Origin of the sequence: Acetatifactor muris, assembly GCF_024623325.1 — a bacterium.
Classification (GTDB): domain Bacteria; phylum Bacillota; class Clostridia; order Lachnospirales; family Lachnospiraceae; genus Acetatifactor; species Acetatifactor muris.
Window position 1 is genome coordinate 19,780 of sequence record NZ_JANJZD010000002.1, and the last position, 14,432, is coordinate 34,211.

The following is a 14,432-nucleotide window of genomic DNA, read 5'->3' on the forward strand; positions in this document are numbered from 1 at the left end:
ATCGGATTACCATAGTTTAAAATATCAATTCCGTATTCAAACCAATCCAGAACATCTTTTACTACCTCATTTTTTTATAAGTGATCCCAAGATAAGACAGCAACGGTAATGTCGCGGACAAGTCCTCACTGGCTTTCAGTTTGGAAAATACACCTTTTAAAGAAATTTCTTCCGTATCCCGTTCGAAAAGCGCTGAACGTCGTCCCGTGTCCAATTTTACACGGTCCAAACTTTCATAATTTACAACATCCTTCATGATATGGAGTTTATACCGATACTCCGCAATTTCTGTACGGAAAAAAATTTCAAACTCTGTTGGCTGGCTTTTCGTTTTTTTTGAGAATGCAAAAGGTTCGATGAGCAGCCTTTTCTGAAGAAATATACGTTCCTCCTTATCACCAGTTGCATATAATGGACGAAGTACTTTTGAAGCCAACGTATGCATTGCCTCCAATACGTTTGACTTTCCACCTCCATTTGGCCCATATATTGCGGAAATCGGCAAAAACAATTCTCCATCTTTATCACGAATTATATTATTTTCATGTTCAGAAATAGCAGCTGCCTGCATATCAAAGGTCATTTCATCCCGAATGCTTTTATAATTTTTCACTGTAAATTGGCACAGCATCTCTTTTTCCCTCCAGTTTATGTGTCTTTCAATATCTATTATACTCATTTTTAAAATTTTATAAACAATATATGAGATATTTTCTCATATTTATTGTTGAAATTATTCATCAAAACAGGACATCCAACATATATCCTATGTCGAATGTCCCTCATTTAAGGACTTTCCATTTTCTGTTACATCCCTTCTCCATGCTGTTTTTAACAGCATTTACTCCCCCTCTATTCCCGCCATCCTCCCATGCCCCACCAGAAACTCAGCGCTCAGTGTTTCCACCACAAGCCTGTACGTTCCCGGTTCCAGCGTACCGTAAATATTCAGATTATAGGTCTCGCTGGCGCTCTCCCCGTTCGGAAGGATATGGGCGATATCCTGGAATCCCACATTATCCGCCCTTACCGGTACCGTATACCACTGGCCGTCTATCTGCTTCTGGATAGAAAAGTATTCCCCGTAGGAAAATTCCTCCCCGCTGTTATTGGTAATCCGTACCGTAATCTCGCTTGTCCCTATGTCCTCCACCGTCAAAGTCAGACCCTCCGGGACTTCTGCCGTCTGCTCATCCGCTTTCAGAAGGAAGATCGTATGGTATGCCGATAAACGCCCCGCATTGGGAAAATTCAGGGCATTCCAGGTATCCTCATCCTTGCCTTCCATCTGTTCCCATAAACCAGACAAATCCGTATCCCCATAATAAACCGCCCCGTCATTCTTAAGCCAGACACCGCCGGAGGCCGCCACGGAAATGTCAAAGCCATCCTGACTGCTGACCCAGAACCCGTAAAAGGGAGGCTCCATCTGGGAGGGGGCATCTTCCTCTGCCGCCTGGAGGGGGATACCATTAATTTTTTTAATCACTTCCTTCTCCGCACCGCTGTCATACAGCGTCCTGACCGCAACCGTTTCCCCGTCAAAATAATACATCTGGAAAGCGCTTGTGTCCGGGCTTGCCCCGGCAAGGATATTTCCACCTTTGTCATTTCTTCTGCCATTTCGTATTCCATACAAAACCGCCGCCAGAATAAGCAGAGAGAGTATCAAAACTGTTATATATTTCTTCCTCCAAAGTACTTTTTCTGTTTTCACCAATGTTTTCCTTTCTGATGGTTTCTTTTATTATTACTCTATTGACCGATTCTGGGAAGCCCTAAAATAAGCAACACTACCCCGCTTTTCCTTCCAGCCCTTCTACAATCCCCTCCACCAGCTCCTGGGCCAGCTTTCCCTGGTATTCCCCTGATATCAGTTGATTCCTCTCATTATAATTGGAAAGGTATCCTGTTTCCACCAATACGGCAGGAACCGTTGTATTTTTCAAAATATAGTAGCCGGAAGGCTTTGCATTCCTCGAAACAATCTCCCCACTCTTTTCTATGGTATCCAAAATCCTTTCGGCATAATATTTCCCGTCCTCCGCCCCTTTGCAGTAATAGCATTCCAGGCCGTAGATCGAACTGTCTTTCTCATAATAGTTGCAGTGGATACTGACAAAAAGATCCGCTTTTTCTCCGTTTGCAACCCGTACCCTTTCCTCCAGCTTTATAAATATATCCTGCTCCCTTGTAAGGACCACACAGATGCCCTGGTTCTCCAACAGCTCTCTCATTTTCAACACAACAGCCAGGTTGATTTCCTTTTCCGTGGCCTTCTGCTCCACGGTTCCTCCGTCCTCCCCGCCGTGTCCGGCATCCAGGACTACCGTATATTTTTCCTGCTCTGGAAATTCCGTGTCCGGTTTATTTTCTTCCACGCCGGGTACGGCTTCCCGAACGGAATCTGCCTTAAGAGCAGAATCCTTATGATCTTTGCGAAAAAAATCCCGGATATACAGACAGCCGCAGACCATCAGAAGAAGCATGACTGCCAGGACAGCCGCCACGATTCCCCGGACTGTATAGGCTATAATCCTCCGCCGTAGTCTGGCAATCCTCTTTTCTCTTTTTCTCCGGCTCTCTGCCTTCCAGACCGGCTGTCTTCTCCTTTGCTCCATATCCGCTCCTGCATCTGTCTCTTTCTGGGATTTACAAAAAACAGCCAATTAAGCATGTCAAAGCCTCTGTTTCACGGACCCTGACATGCTCACCTGGCATAATTATGGTATGATTCCATATATTCCGGCAGCGGAAAAATACTGTCTACTGCTGTGCCGCTGGAACATAATGGAGTTTATTGCTATCCAAAAACAGTATCCTGCCGTCTGCCAGTGCTGCCATCGGATAAAAACCTTCCGTGCTGAAAGGCAGTTTACCTGCGGGAACCTTCCATTTGATATTGGCGCTCCCCAGGTCATATCCAAGGATTCCTTCTCCGCCGAAAATCACAAGGTCACAATCCCTCCCCGGGCATACATTTGAATAGAAACTGCCATCACTGCGGAGCATAAAAGAAGTGGCATCCCCTATATGGCCGTCTCGTCCGTCCAGTTCAACGATCACGGAAGTGCCATCATCTGCAACACTGTCGCGAAGCACGGCGTATACCTTTCCATCTCTGCCCCTCCCCATAGCGGTACGGAGACTATAAACCTTGTAATCATAACTGATTTTATTCAGGAAATTTCCTTCCGCATTAAAAGCCAGCACTGCTGTTCCATCGACCTGGGTGGACAGGTAGATATCCCCGTTCCCTGCCACTGCGATCATACGGGGGGAGAAGACCTCCTTCTTTACATATTCGGAAATGTCCAGTTTTGCCGTCACCTCACCGGACGGGCTGACCCTCCATACTTCACAGTGTTCTGTAGGGCAGACAACCTCATCATCCCTCATCGTTTCCTCAATATCCTTATCCTCCGCCACCACATACAGGTTCCCCTGCTCATCCGTGGTCATGACGGAAAAAGTCATCCCATCCGGCGCCGTCACCTGCAGGGCCTCCCCGTCAGCCTCCCCTGGCTTCATCTTCAGGATTCCGGAGCCCCCGTCCTGATCCCTGCTCAATAAATAAATGGCATCCGAAGACGCCGTAAGCCAGTCTACAGGCACACTCCCCTTATAATCTATGGTCTGCGCTTCTGTAGATAACGGCGGCAGTACGGAACTCTGGCCGCTTTCCTGCGGGGTAATGCCAGAATCCCCACCGGAACCGGAATCTGCGGAATCCTCCAGCAAGCCCGTCTGCTGTACATCCGCCGCCATAACGTCTGCATTCGATTCCGTGCTGCCGCAGCCAGTTAGACACAAAGCCCCTGCCAATAACAGCGTACCCAAAAGCCTGTATTTTCCTGTTCTCATATTTTCTCTTTTCCTCCATGTATACGGGCTGATTCCGTTTCGCTCTTACAGGGCATTATGACCTGTTCAATCCTGATGCCCTGTACCTGCCTGCTTTCAGACAGTATCAATCCTGTATTTTCTTTCCGCGTTAGTGCGTTTACGAAAAGCCACCTTTTCCCCTGTTTCTAACGAAGCGTATCGGAATCGTCTGCCTCTTCCCATGCCTCCTGCCTCTGCTGCTGCACGTCCGGATTCTGTTCAAGAGCAAAGTCTCTTTTGGAATTAAAATCCAGGATCTGCAGAAGTTCTTCGTCTGTCAGTGCCCTTTCCGGCAGATAGAAGCAGCCGGTGTCTCTGGCATAAACCAGCTGATCAGAATCCACAGCCTGCCCTGCATTTTCCACCAGTGTCAGCGTACCCTCCGGGAATCTGCCGTTCTCATACTCCTTTTTCAGCGCTTCCTTACGGCTTTCTTCCTCCTTTGTGTATTCCCTGCTGAACTGGTCGGCATGGAAGCTGCGCTGCTCATACTGGACCATGTTATAAATATCCTGCACCTCTGCTTCGGGGACCTCCTGCATCCTTGCCATTACTTTGTCGCTGGTAATCGCACTCCGGAGTCCCAGATACCCTGCATAGGCCGGAATGGACACCGTCCCGATTACCAGCAGGCAGGCTGCCGCCGATGCCATATTCCTCTTAAAACTGTTCCGTCTGTAGGTTCCGTCTGCCATCTGTGTTCTTACATTCATGATCATTTCCTCCTCAAAATTTTCTTTCATGTGTACCTGATTCATCGCATGTTTCAACTGACTGCCATTCACCGTGCTCATCTGCAATATTCCTCCTTCCAGGTAGTCCGAAACTGCTCCCTTCCACGCTGCAGCCTCTTTTTGACCGCATGCTCCGTGATCCCCAGGATACCGGCAATCTCCTTTACCTGGTATCCTTCTACATAATGGAGTACCATCACGGCTCTCTGCTTTGGGGGCATCTGGAGGAGCTCCCGCACCGCCTCCCTGTCTTCCTGCTGGGATACCAGTGTGCCTGCAAGCTCCTCAATGGGCACCTTCGGGTGCCGGAATCTGAACCGCTGTATGTCCCTGCAGTGATTAGTCGCCACCTTAATCAGCCATGCCTTTTCATGCTCGCCGTCCACAAATTTCGGTTTTTTCTCCAGATATTTGCAGAAGGTCTCCTGAATGGCATCCTGGGTATCCTGTTCACTGCCGAGTATCACAATGCAGATCCGGTACAGCATCTCGCTGTGTTTCCTTACTGCCGCTTCCAGGTCCATATCTTTCCATCTCCTTCCTGTTCCACATCCATCGCTCAAAATACCCGGACCTGGAAGAATTCCCGTTACCGTTCGCAGGGCGGGAAAATTTGAATAACAGCAGATGTCAAGCTTGCTTGTAAGTCCGTTGTTATCCGGTTTTCCACATCGGTCGGACGCCCGATGCTTCTTGTCCGGCATAAGACGGGCAGGAAGATGTCCCTGCGAACTACATCCGTGCCCGAAAATCTTTCCGGGTATCCTTTGGTTGGATGCTGTTATACTTATGACACGCAATTAGAAGACGAAAGGTGACCTTTTTGCAAAATTTTTTAAGACATGCCAGATTTATCAAAGAAATGCAGGAAATAAAGGTTTTATTTAAGAAAAACTGCCCTCTCCTGACAAGGGTTTTCTCCTTATCAAAAGAGGACAGGCAAAGGTTCAGGCCACTTTTACAATACAAATCTGGGTTGCTTTCAGTCCGCTGCCGGAAGAACTTCCCCATATCTGAATGAACTGGCCGGATGCCAGGTCCGCCGCTGTTGCTGCTGACATTTCAGATCTGGCCCCTCCATCGTAAATTATTTTTATAGCAAACAGGGTATTTTCATCGTATGTAACTGCAATCTTGTTAAACTCAGAATCATCCCCGCTGCCAGGAGACACTACGATATCACCTCCATTATCCGATTTTTCTGTAATGGCCTCTACCACGGTAAGCTGCCCATCCTTCAGCTCTTTGATATCCCCTTCCAGATTGGGAGTACTGTCCACCCATTCTGTAGATGTGCCAGACGTACTTTGACTTTGTGCTTCCGGCTGTTGTTCAGGCTGTTCTTTCTGTGCGCTGTCTGTTCCCTGGCTGCTGCTTTCACCGGATTGCGGTTCCGGTGATGCTTCCGGTGACTCCGGTTCATTCCCGGTGTCGGTTCCTTCTGCATCCGCTTCCGGTTCCGGAGCAGAAACATTGTCCTCTGTATCATCCTCCGGGATCGGCTCGCCCTGAACCACCTGTGGTTCCTGGGTATCTGATGCTTCCTCCGTCTTTCCACAGGCACATACCGCAAGGCTCAGGATGCACAGCACCCCTGTCAATAAGATCATTTTTCCTGTTTTCTTTTTCATGTTGTTCTCCTCTCATATAAAATTCCATCCACAGTTTATCCAGTATTTCTGCAGATTTTTGTCTATTCTATCAGAGTAGTCTCTAAAAAGCCTCTAAAACATCTTAAAAAAGAATGAACTTAATTTATTATTGCTCCATTGACAGATTTTGAGAAGATGTTTGTTTTCAGCCCTTCCCAAAATCGGTCAATGGCAGTAAAATTGACAGAAGAGGATAAAATCAGAAACCATGGTGCAGGGACGTGGTCATTACTCCAATTTTGAAAGGGAAAATATATGACAGGTATCTATTTAAGCGGAACGGGAAACACAGAACATTGTATCAAAAAGCTGTTTTTTTTACTGGATAAAACTGCGCCGGCAGTTCCGATGGAGCAGAAAGATGCGATACATTTATTATCACAGCATGACTTTATCGTTTTTGCATATCCTGTTCAGTTTTCAAACGTTCCTGTCATGGTAAAAGATTTTATCAAAAGCCAGCCGGATCTTTGGAAGGGTAAAAAAATACTCTGCGTTGCCACTATGGGATTGTTCAGCGGAGACGGCGCAGGCTGCTCGGCACGGCTGCTCAAAAAGTATGGCGCCAAAATCGTTGGCGGTTTCCATATCCGTATGCCTGATTCTGTCTGTGATGTAAAGCTGCTGAAAAAAACCTTTCAGGAGAACCGGGAAATCATCCGGAAAGCAGACAGAAAGATTGAGAAATGCGCAGAGGAAATCAGGAAAGGCAGGTATCCCAAAAACGGCCTGCATCTTTATAACCGAATCGCCGGATTACTCTGCCAACGTTTGTGGTACTACAGCAAAACCAAAAGTTACTCGGATCAATTAAAAATCAGTAATGCCTGTACAGGCTGCGGGCTTTGTACCCGGCTCTGCCCGGCAGACAACCTTACCCTGAAAAATGGAAAAGCGGCTGCCGGAAAACACTGTACCATGTGTTACCGGTGCATCAGTTCCTGTCCGGCAAGGGCAATTACATTACTGGGGCACACAGTCATTGAGCAGTGCCGCTATGATAAATATATCCAAAACGGGAAAAAGAACGAGCCTTTAAAATGAAATGAAACATAAAGGGAAGGGAGCAACAAATCAATGAAAATCGAAACATGCAAAAAAGAATCCTTTGTTGTAATCGGAAAAGAAGGGGCGACAACGGACGGAGCCGGCTTTATTCAGAAGTTATGGGATGAGGCGAATTCCCATTTTGGAGAAATCGCGCATCTGGCAAAGAAAGATGAAGATGGGAACATCAGCGGAATATGGGGCGCAATGTCTGACTTTTCCCGTTCCTTCCAGCCCTGGGAGGGCTTTCAGAAAGGGCTTTACCTTGCAGGGGTGGAGTGTAATGAAGATGCAAAAGCCCCCGATGGCTGGACAAAGTGGGTGATACCCGGCTATGAGTATATTTATGTGGAACGTGAAAATGATAATACCTTTTCAGAAGTAATCCGATATATGAAGGGCAATGGTATTGCTCTGGCTGGTGCCGTCCATGATTTTACCTGTCCAAAGACCGGGAAAGGGTATATATTTTTTCCCATAAGGAAGCTGTAAAAAAGCGAATTTGAGGAGGAAAACAGAATGAAATCTATCTGCGGAATTGATTGTACGAACTGTGAATTATGCAGCACTTGTAACGGATGTGCAGCAACAGAAGGGCAGCCTTTTGGGGCGGAATGCCTTGTTGCACAGTGCTGTAAAAAAGGGAAAACAGCGTTAAGCGAATTAAAAGAAAAGCTGATTGCGGCCTTCCATGCGCTGCAGATTCCAGATATGGAAGAAGTAACAGAGCTGAATGCGCTGAAAGGTTCCTTTGCGAACATTGAATATACCCTTCCAAACGGCCAGACCGTAAAGTTTTGGGATGACAACAGGATTTATTTAGGGAATCAGCTTCATAAAAAGGACAGCGACAGATGTTATGGAATTATCGCTGATGAGAAATATCTCATGGTGTCTGAGTACAGCGGCTATGGAACTGATGCGGAAATAATTGTATTCAAACGTTGGAATAAAATAGAGAAAAGCGGAATGATTCATAGATAAGCCAATATCCCAAGAAGATATTATAAACAATGGAATGAAAGCGTCTTCTTCAAAAAACAGGCCGCCATGGAACTACACTGTTGTTAACTCTTGGGAGAAAGGGCTGCGGTTTCATCAAAGTTCGGTGTATTTGGTCGGTCATTCATGGGGGAGCATTCTGGGACTGCGCTTTGTCCAGGCAGGTTGTTACACACAAGGGTTCTCAATGTGGAAGAACAAATTATAATAATTTAGTGCGTCTTAATGCTATCAGGTAAAGACGACAAATCGGGGTTTATGGAGGAAAATATGCAAGAGTATGAATATATCACTTTAAGGCAGCGACCAGAATTAAAGAATCGGGCAGCCGAATGGTTTTATTACAAATGGGGAGTACCACAAGAAGCTTACCTTGAATGTATGGAATCTTACCTTAACAACAAAACCGAGTATGGCTGGTATCTCTGTTTAGATAAGGACAGAATCATAGGAGGACTTGGAGTAATCGAAAATGATTTTCATGACAGAAAAGACCTCACACCGAATGTTTGCGCCGTGTATACAGAGGAAGAATATCGCTGTAAAGGAATTGCAGGACATTTGCTTAATATGGTTGTAGATGACTTGAAATCTAAAGCTATATCCCCAATCTATTTACTTACTGACCATACAGGCTTTTATGAAAGATACGGTTGGGAATTTTTGTGTCTGGTTCAAGGAAATGACGAACCAGAGATGTCAAGAATGTATATCCACAGATAAATTTCAGTTTATCGGTAGTTTATGCAGAACAAGAAATTGAAATCTTGTACAGATGGGGATTATGCAGAAAAGAAGATAGCCTTTTAAGCAATCACCTAAACTAATAGGGTGGTTAATTTTGTTTAATAAAGCAAAGGAGGACGCAGACTTTGAATGTACATAAAGGCAGGAAGAGTATTACACAAAGGCCATTTCGTATTTTAGCAGACTGCGAAAGAATCTATCAGTTTTTGCTTGAAATTTATGAGAGGGACTGGAGAAACGGCGTACCAGCCCCCTTTTTTGAATACGCATACGCATCATTTTCTTACTGGATGGATATCTCCTATTCTTACAAAAACCGCATCTGGGAATGCAATGGAGAAATCGTGGCGTTCTGCTTTTATGAAAATCCGGTGACAGACATTTATTTCTGCCTGAAACCCGGATATGAAAAGCTGGCATCCGAAATGGTGCAATACGCTGATGAAAATATGTTTACAAACAAAGAAGGCATTCAATTTATTTTCTTCGGCGGACAGGATGCATTGATGCGTTACGCACAACAGCTGGGATACCATAAGAAGTACGAGCGTTGGGATATGCAGTATGATTTTGCAGATGAATTGGATTTTCCGCTGCCGGAAGGTTTTCACTTTGTAAACCCCCAGGACATTGACAGGACAAACGTGGGCAAATGCTGTTTTAAAGGTTTTGACCATGAGCAGTGTGAAGGTCCGTGGAATCATCAGCATGAGCAGCACAATTATATACTGAGCACCACGCCGCACGCAACGCCGGAACTGGATGTGGTTATTGCAGATGAGTCGGGAGAATATGCCTGCTATGCAGGGATGTGGTGGACACCTGAAAATCACCTGGCATACATGGAACCTCTCTGCACCATTCCTGAATACCGGCATAAAGGTCTTGCGGCGGCGGCATTATCTGAAATGTATCGGAAAACCAAAGCATTAGGCGCAACACATATGACAGGCGGTTCCGGCAGATTTTATCAAAAAACAGGATTCCAAAATGCCGTAAAATGGACATTCTGGGAAAAATAATGTATAAGGACTGCTTAATTTATTGAACTTTTGCATGACCCACACAACAAAACGGACGTATCACATCAGTTAGTCGATACGCCCGTTTTGCTTTCCCATATATGGCAGCCGCCCTAATTTAATTTCGCCAGGTTTTCATTCATCTTTTTCAGGATAGAATCCTTTTGGTCTGATGTTACGGTCTTATCTTTTACGGCCTGGTCCAAAAGCTTTGTTACATCCTCAATATCCTTTTTATAGTTTTCCGCTGTCAGTTCCTCTTATTATTTTATCTTCACAGGTGCGCACCTTTTGAAAAAGACAGACTACCATGATAGTCCGTCTAAACAATAGACTATCATAGTAGTCCAAGTGCGTCAACGAATATTTTCTGACGAATCTCTTAAGAATTCCGATTACAGCCCACTTTTTTAATTGGGATAGAAATTTACCACCATAAAAGTAAGCATTACATCCTGCTCATTGATATAGGTGTGCTTGACAGACGAGTCAAAAATAAGAGCGTCACCGCTGTTTAGCGTATAATTTCCCATCTCTGTGTGCAGCGTTTCCCAGCTCGTTTCGCTGAAATGGATATGTATGTCAAAGGTGGTATTTCCTACCCGCTTCACAAGATCGGGCTTCACATCCAGAAGGGCGGTGGTGTGGCTGGTCTTGCTGGTGTCTTTGTTCATAGACTCTCCTTTGCAAAAGCCATTGAAAGAATACATGATGTGTTCCTTGTATGCTTTTGTTGCATTATTTACTTTTTCTTCTGTTGAATTTTTCTTTTGCAAAATCATAGGATTCTTGTATCATTGCTTTGAAATCCTCAAAGGTCTTATCAGAGGGATTTAAAACACATACCCAGCTCATCCATGCGTAGACAGGGTGGGGAATAATGGTATCTAAAACGGTAAAATCATAATCCATTTTTACGATTTTTCCAGCAGGCGGACGCTCTGGAATATACCCAAATTTTTTAATAAAGGTCTGTTTCCTTAAACCGACATTCACACGATATACATTATCACGGTTCAACATAGAGCCTTTATCATTATCACCGTCTTTTTCTTTAACAGTTAAAACATATACTCCCCGTTTCAAAACTCCGTTCGGATTATAAAAAATCCCTCGTTCTCCCCAACTTTCTACCAATACAACATCTTTCAAATTAGACTGGCAGTAGGAAAGAATATCGTTTGGTGTCATGCCATTTCCTCCAAATGGAACATCATTGTTCCCTCGTCTGCTAAAGCAGAACAATACTCCTGAAATTCTGTAACCTGCGGCAACTTTTCCAAAGCCCCCTGTGCTGCCTCCATTGATGCCCACCAAATCATTTCAACCCATTTATCCTGCTTTAAATCCTTTGTTAATGACCGTTTTACAAATCCGGCAATATCTTTTTCAAGCACCTCATTCAATTTGTGATACATTCGTAAAAAATGTTCCTTGGTCACTTCTTGGTTTGTCTGAAAAATAACCATTTCTATCACGTTTTTATTCATAACATCTTGTCCTTTCGTTTGAGTATCATATTGCATTTGGTACATAGATAGTCTATCATGGAATAGTGACAACGGCTGTCACCATTCGGAAAGGAGTTTTTAAAAATGTCAAAAGCAGAACGGCTTATTGAAATGATGATAACGATAAATACCAAAAAGGATTTTACAGTAGGCGAATTAGCAAAAGAATTTTCTGTGTCAAAGCGAACAATACTCCGTGATTTGCAAGAATTAGAACAGGCTGGATTCCCCCTTTATTCCGAAGTCGGTGCTGCTGGCGGGTATCACATCTTGAAAGAGCGCATTTTGCCGCCTATCACTTTTTCAGAGAATGAAGCCAAAGCTATATTCTTTGCCTGTCAAGCCTTGAAATTCTATCACGATTTACCTTTTGAACAGGAAACAATATCTGTTTTGAAAAAATTTTTGAACTGTCTGCCCTTAGATATACAAAGCAGTATTACACAAATTCAAAATAGTGTAGTATTTTGGATTCCAGACAGGCATTGCGATTCACCACTACTTAAATCAATGTTTCATATTGTCGTTAATCACCATTCAGCAACAATACAGTATTCATCAACACATTCTGAAAGTATACGCACAATTATACCGATTGGGCTATATGCTATGAACGGGCTTTGGTATTGCCCTGCATATTGCACCGTTGCTAATCAAATCAGAGAGTTCCGTATTGACCGTATAAAGGAAATAATAGAGGAAAAACCATATCCTAAAGGGAAATTTCCTGTTCCTGCGTCCATTCAAGAATATCTCGAAAGGTTAGAAATCGGAAATGATTACCACATAAAGATTCAGCTAACCGATATAGGTGTTAAACGCTGCGAAACTGAATTTTTACTGGCAAGGGGATTAAAAACATTCCCAACAGGCGGCGGTATCATCGACATGGAAATACGTCATACAACCTTGGATTGGGTTGCCGATTATTTCCTGCCATTTGGAATCAATGCAACTGTCTTAGAACCACCAGAACTTGTGGAGCTAATGAAACAAAAGATATACGAATTACATCAGCATTATTGTAGGTAAGCTTCCCTATAACCCTATTATACTTATCGGTTCAATTATATTATCAGCCACATCCAGTGGTTATTCATTGACATCAACAGGCTACTATCAAAAAATGTATAAAGAAAGCCTTGTCAAAAGCGGCACTCATAAAACAGCATAGGATTGTTTTCGGGAAACGGCGTAGCTTCGGCTATGCCGTTTCTCCGTTTTTCAGATCATTGAGCAGGGAGTACTTCCACAAGGCCATAGGAAATATCAATCTGCTGTCGGAGAATTTTCCGTTGGCATTATCTTTGTAAACATGCTTTATGGAATAGAATTTACTACATCAAGGATTTCTTCCGCAGAAAGGTCATCTGGAGAAACCCCAATATACACATCCTCATAGGCAAAATGAAAGATTCCATTGTCGTCTTTTGTTTCTAAATATTCTCGCAAATCCTTAAAAGAGTATATAGGTTTATTTGTCCTTGGCTCATGGTCCATAATGAGAACAACAAAACTTGAACCAAATAGGCTTGGGTCTGCAACTGCAACTCTGCCATCATCGTTAGCGGGAGCCGTTGTTATTTCATCATTGCCTGTTGTATAAGTTACCCGAAGTAAGTGATATTTTGTTCCGTTTTTCATAGTTGTTTCATATAGACTGGCCTTACCAAAATGATAGCCAGCGGGCAAATCAGCAGGCAAGTGATTTCCTAATCCCGGTATTCCGTAGGCGGTATTCTCATCAACGCTTTCTATGGTCGCATCTAAAACATCTCGAATATCCTCGGTGGCCGGATATACAGCCATACTTTCAATTACCGGGTCAACACCCTCCGGATGTTCCCCTGGAGTAACAATGCCGCCGGGAATGCTCGGGCCGCCGCTCGGTTCCCTCAAAATGCCCGGTAGTGTCAGTGCTGTTGCTGTGATAATCAGACCAGCACAAGCTGCCATAGCCCCCCATTTGACCGCTTTATTGTATCGGACCCGCTTATATGCTTTCGCATCTTGCACAGCCTCATCGTTAATCGCTCCAACAGCATCCAAAATATTTTCAACTTTCATTACAAAAATTCCTCTCTTTCCAACCGGTTTAGAAGATTTTTCCGTTGCCTGTGTAACATCATTTTTACTTTGCTTTGTGAAAACCCAAATCTTTGAGCAATCTCGCTAATCGGGTCAAAATACCAATACCTGCAGATGAAAACCCGGCGTTCCATAGGAGGTAGCGACATAACGAAACTGTCAATTAGCTGTACCAATTCTGCGGCCTCCACCTCATGCTCTACGTTTTGGTTAGAGGGAATACAGTCAGACAGTTCGTCAAGTACCAGCACGATCTCACCGCCGCCTCGCTTTTTTGCAGTACGTCCACGCCATTTGTCAATAGATATTCTCCGTGTAATTTTACCTAAAAATGTTGAGAGGATAGACGGACGGTGGGGCGGAATGCTGTTCCATGCGTCAAGGTAAGTATCATTTACACTTTCGTCTGCGTCCTCTATATTTCCGAGGATGCCATAAGCGATGGAATAGCAGTAATTTCCGTACTTTTTAGATGTTTCTGATATTGCATTTTCAGAGCGCGCCCAATAAAGGTTGACAATGCTGTCATCTTCCATTTCCATACCTCCTTTGTCCCCAGATAGAGTTCTTCATCTATCTACTCGAAAAATAATCGTTTAGGTCACAGTCATTTTGAAAAAGTTTAGAAAAACGAACAACGGCCTTACATCCCGAAGCACAGTCGCCCCATGTTAGCGTTTGTAGAACGAACAGGGTACAGGACATATAAACAGCCAGAGGCTGTCGCAAGTTGACAGCCCCTGG

18 protein-coding genes are annotated in these 14,432 nt (G+C 44.2%); 6 read left to right on the forward strand and 12 right to left on the reverse strand.

What is annotated here, in order from left to right:
- Window positions 1–61: 61 nt before the first annotated feature.
- The 7 genes from NSB25_RS01910 to NSB25_RS01940 form a co-directional block, all read right to left on the reverse strand.
- Complete coding sequence (locus NSB25_RS01910; protein WP_242982271.1) at window positions 62–631, reverse strand: AAA family ATPase; 570 nt, start codon at window positions 629–631, stop codon at window positions 62–64.
- A 210-nt stretch (window positions 632–841) separates the two neighbouring features.
- The gene (locus NSB25_RS01915) at window positions 842–1,717 is read right to left on the reverse strand and encodes an immunoglobulin-like domain-containing protein (protein WP_103238015.1); all 876 of its coding nucleotides are present in this window, start codon (window positions 1,715–1,717) and stop codon (window positions 842–844) included.
- Window positions 1,718–1,793: 76 nt separating this feature from the next.
- The gene (locus NSB25_RS01920; RefSeq protein WP_103237955.1) at window positions 1,794–2,621 is read right to left on the reverse strand and encodes an N-acetylmuramoyl-L-alanine amidase family protein; all 828 of its coding nucleotides are present in this window, start codon (window positions 2,619–2,621) and stop codon (window positions 1,794–1,796) included.
- Between the two features lie 145 nt (window positions 2,622–2,766).
- On the reverse strand, window positions 2,767–3,864 hold the full coding sequence (locus NSB25_RS01925) for an NHL repeat-containing protein (protein ID WP_103237954.1): 1,098 nt from the start codon (window positions 3,862–3,864) through the stop codon (window positions 2,767–2,769).
- A gap of 167 nt (window positions 3,865–4,031) precedes the next feature.
- Complete coding sequence (locus NSB25_RS01930; RefSeq protein WP_103237953.1) at window positions 4,032–4,679, reverse strand: hypothetical protein; 648 nt, start codon at window positions 4,677–4,679, stop codon at window positions 4,032–4,034.
- Entirely contained in the window at window positions 4,676–5,143 is a 468-nt protein-coding gene (locus NSB25_RS01935) for an RNA polymerase sigma factor (RefSeq protein ID WP_172454932.1), read from the reverse strand. Before NSB25_RS01935 ends, NSB25_RS01930 begins: the two co-directional genes overlap by 4 nt.
- Before the next feature lie 423 nt (window positions 5,144–5,566).
- Window positions 5,567–6,250, reverse strand: coding sequence for a hypothetical protein (locus NSB25_RS01940; protein WP_242982270.1), 684 nt, complete (start codon window positions 6,248–6,250; stop codon window positions 5,567–5,569).
- Window positions 6,251–6,526: 276 nt separating this feature from the next.
- Between NSB25_RS01940 and NSB25_RS01945 the strand changes: the two genes are divergently transcribed.
- The 5 genes from NSB25_RS01945 (at window position 6,527) to NSB25_RS01965 (ending at window position 10,089) form a co-directional block, all read left to right on the forward strand.
- Complete coding sequence (locus NSB25_RS01945) at window positions 6,527–7,315, forward strand: EFR1 family ferrodoxin (RefSeq protein WP_172454931.1); 789 nt, start codon at window positions 6,527–6,529, stop codon at window positions 7,313–7,315.
- A gap of 33 nt (window positions 7,316–7,348) precedes the next feature.
- A complete protein-coding gene (locus NSB25_RS01950) occupies window positions 7,349–7,810 on the forward strand; it encodes a GyrI-like domain-containing protein (protein ID WP_103237951.1) in 462 nt (153 codons plus the stop codon).
- A 27-nt stretch (window positions 7,811–7,837) separates the two neighbouring features.
- Window positions 7,838–8,302 (forward strand): hypothetical protein, encoded by a 465-nt coding sequence (locus NSB25_RS01955; RefSeq protein WP_103237950.1) that lies wholly within the window; start codon window positions 7,838–7,840, stop codon window positions 8,300–8,302.
- A 288-nt stretch (window positions 8,303–8,590) separates the two neighbouring features.
- Entirely contained in the window at window positions 8,591–9,043 is a 453-nt protein-coding gene (locus tag NSB25_RS01960; protein WP_103238013.1) for a GNAT family N-acetyltransferase, read from the forward strand.
- Window positions 9,044–9,192: 149 nt separating this feature from the next.
- On the forward strand, window positions 9,193–10,089 hold the full coding sequence (locus tag NSB25_RS01965; RefSeq protein WP_103237948.1) for a GNAT family N-acetyltransferase: 897 nt from the start codon (window positions 9,193–9,195) through the stop codon (window positions 10,087–10,089).
- Window positions 10,090–10,499: 410 nt separating this feature from the next.
- Here NSB25_RS01965 and NSB25_RS01970 read toward each other — a convergent pair whose 3' ends face one another.
- The 3 genes from NSB25_RS01970 to NSB25_RS01980 form a co-directional block, all read right to left on the reverse strand.
- Complete coding sequence (locus tag NSB25_RS01970) at window positions 10,500–10,763, reverse strand: cupin domain-containing protein (protein WP_103237947.1); 264 nt, start codon at window positions 10,761–10,763, stop codon at window positions 10,500–10,502.
- 64 nt (window positions 10,764–10,827) lie between these two features.
- Window positions 10,828–11,280, reverse strand: a complete 453-nt coding sequence (locus NSB25_RS01975; RefSeq protein ID WP_103237946.1) for a DUF6194 family protein — start codon at window positions 11,278–11,280, stop codon at window positions 10,828–10,830.
- The gene (locus NSB25_RS01980; RefSeq protein ID WP_103237945.1) at window positions 11,277–11,579 is read right to left on the reverse strand and encodes a hypothetical protein; all 303 of its coding nucleotides are present in this window, start codon (window positions 11,577–11,579) and stop codon (window positions 11,277–11,279) included. The genes NSB25_RS01975 and NSB25_RS01980 overlap by 4 nt, the downstream gene beginning before the upstream one ends.
- A gap of 105 nt (window positions 11,580–11,684) precedes the next feature.
- Here NSB25_RS01980 and NSB25_RS01985 point away from each other — a divergent pair, with 105 nt between their 5' ends.
- Window positions 11,685–12,632: a helix-turn-helix transcriptional regulator gene (locus NSB25_RS01985; RefSeq protein ID WP_103237944.1), complete on the forward strand. Its 948-nt coding sequence runs from the start codon at window positions 11,685–11,687 to the stop codon at window positions 12,630–12,632.
- Window positions 12,633–12,920: 288 nt separating this feature from the next.
- Here the strand turns inward: NSB25_RS01985 and NSB25_RS01990 are convergent, their stop codons facing one another.
- On the reverse strand, window positions 12,921–13,667 hold the full coding sequence (locus NSB25_RS01990; RefSeq protein WP_103237943.1) for a hypothetical protein: 747 nt from the start codon (window positions 13,665–13,667) through the stop codon (window positions 12,921–12,923).
- The gene (locus tag NSB25_RS01995) at window positions 13,667–14,224 is read right to left on the reverse strand and encodes an RNA polymerase sigma factor (protein WP_103237942.1); all 558 of its coding nucleotides are present in this window, start codon (window positions 14,222–14,224) and stop codon (window positions 13,667–13,669) included. Before NSB25_RS01995 ends, NSB25_RS01990 begins: the two co-directional genes overlap by 1 nt.
- Window positions 14,225–14,432 lie beyond the last annotated feature (208 nt).

Bases quoted from the DNA above. Each gene is read 5' to 3' on its own strand.
- NSB25_RS01910 (WP_242982271.1), bottom strand. From the start codon at position 631: ATGCTGTGCCAATTTACAGTGAAAAATTATAAAAGCATTCGGGATGAA.
- NSB25_RS01920 (WP_103237955.1), bottom strand. From the start codon at position 2,621: ATGGAGCAAAGGAGAAGACAGCCGGTCTGGAAGGCAGAGAGCCGGAGA.
- NSB25_RS01925 (WP_103237954.1), bottom strand. From the start codon at position 3,864: ATGAGAACAGGAAAATACAGGCTTTTGGGTACGCTGTTATTGGCAGGG.
- NSB25_RS01930 (WP_103237953.1), bottom strand. From the start codon at position 4,679: ATGAGCACGGTGAATGGCAGTCAGTTGAAACATGCGATGAATCAGGTA.
- NSB25_RS01935 (WP_172454932.1), bottom strand. From the start codon at position 5,143: ATGGACCTGGAAGCGGCAGTAAGGAAACACAGCGAGATGCTGTACCGG.
- NSB25_RS01940 (WP_242982270.1), bottom strand. From the start codon at position 6,250: ATGAAAAAGAAAACAGGAAAAATGATCTTATTGACAGGGGTGCTGTGC.
- NSB25_RS01945 (WP_172454931.1), top strand. From the start codon at position 6,527: ATGACAGGTATCTATTTAAGCGGAACGGGAAACACAGAACATTGTATC.
- NSB25_RS01950 (WP_103237951.1), top strand. From the start codon at position 7,349: ATGAAAATCGAAACATGCAAAAAAGAATCCTTTGTTGTAATCGGAAAA.
- NSB25_RS01955 (WP_103237950.1), top strand. From the start codon at position 7,838: ATGAAATCTATCTGCGGAATTGATTGTACGAACTGTGAATTATGCAGC.
- NSB25_RS01960 (WP_103238013.1), top strand. From the start codon at position 8,591: ATGCAAGAGTATGAATATATCACTTTAAGGCAGCGACCAGAATTAAAG.
- NSB25_RS01970 (WP_103237947.1), bottom strand. From the start codon at position 10,763: ATGAACAAAGACACCAGCAAGACCAGCCACACCACCGCCCTTCTGGAT.
- NSB25_RS01975 (WP_103237946.1), bottom strand. From the start codon at position 11,280: ATGACACCAAACGATATTCTTTCCTACTGCCAGTCTAATTTGAAAGAT.
- NSB25_RS01980 (WP_103237945.1), bottom strand. From the start codon at position 11,579: ATGAATAAAAACGTGATAGAAATGGTTATTTTTCAGACAAACCAAGAA.
- NSB25_RS01985 (WP_103237944.1), top strand. From the start codon at position 11,685: ATGTCAAAAGCAGAACGGCTTATTGAAATGATGATAACGATAAATACC.
- NSB25_RS01990 (WP_103237943.1), bottom strand. From the start codon at position 13,667: ATGAAAGTTGAAAATATTTTGGATGCTGTTGGAGCGATTAACGATGAG.
- NSB25_RS01995 (WP_103237942.1), bottom strand. From the start codon at position 14,224: ATGGAAGATGACAGCATTGTCAACCTTTATTGGGCGCGCTCTGAAAAT.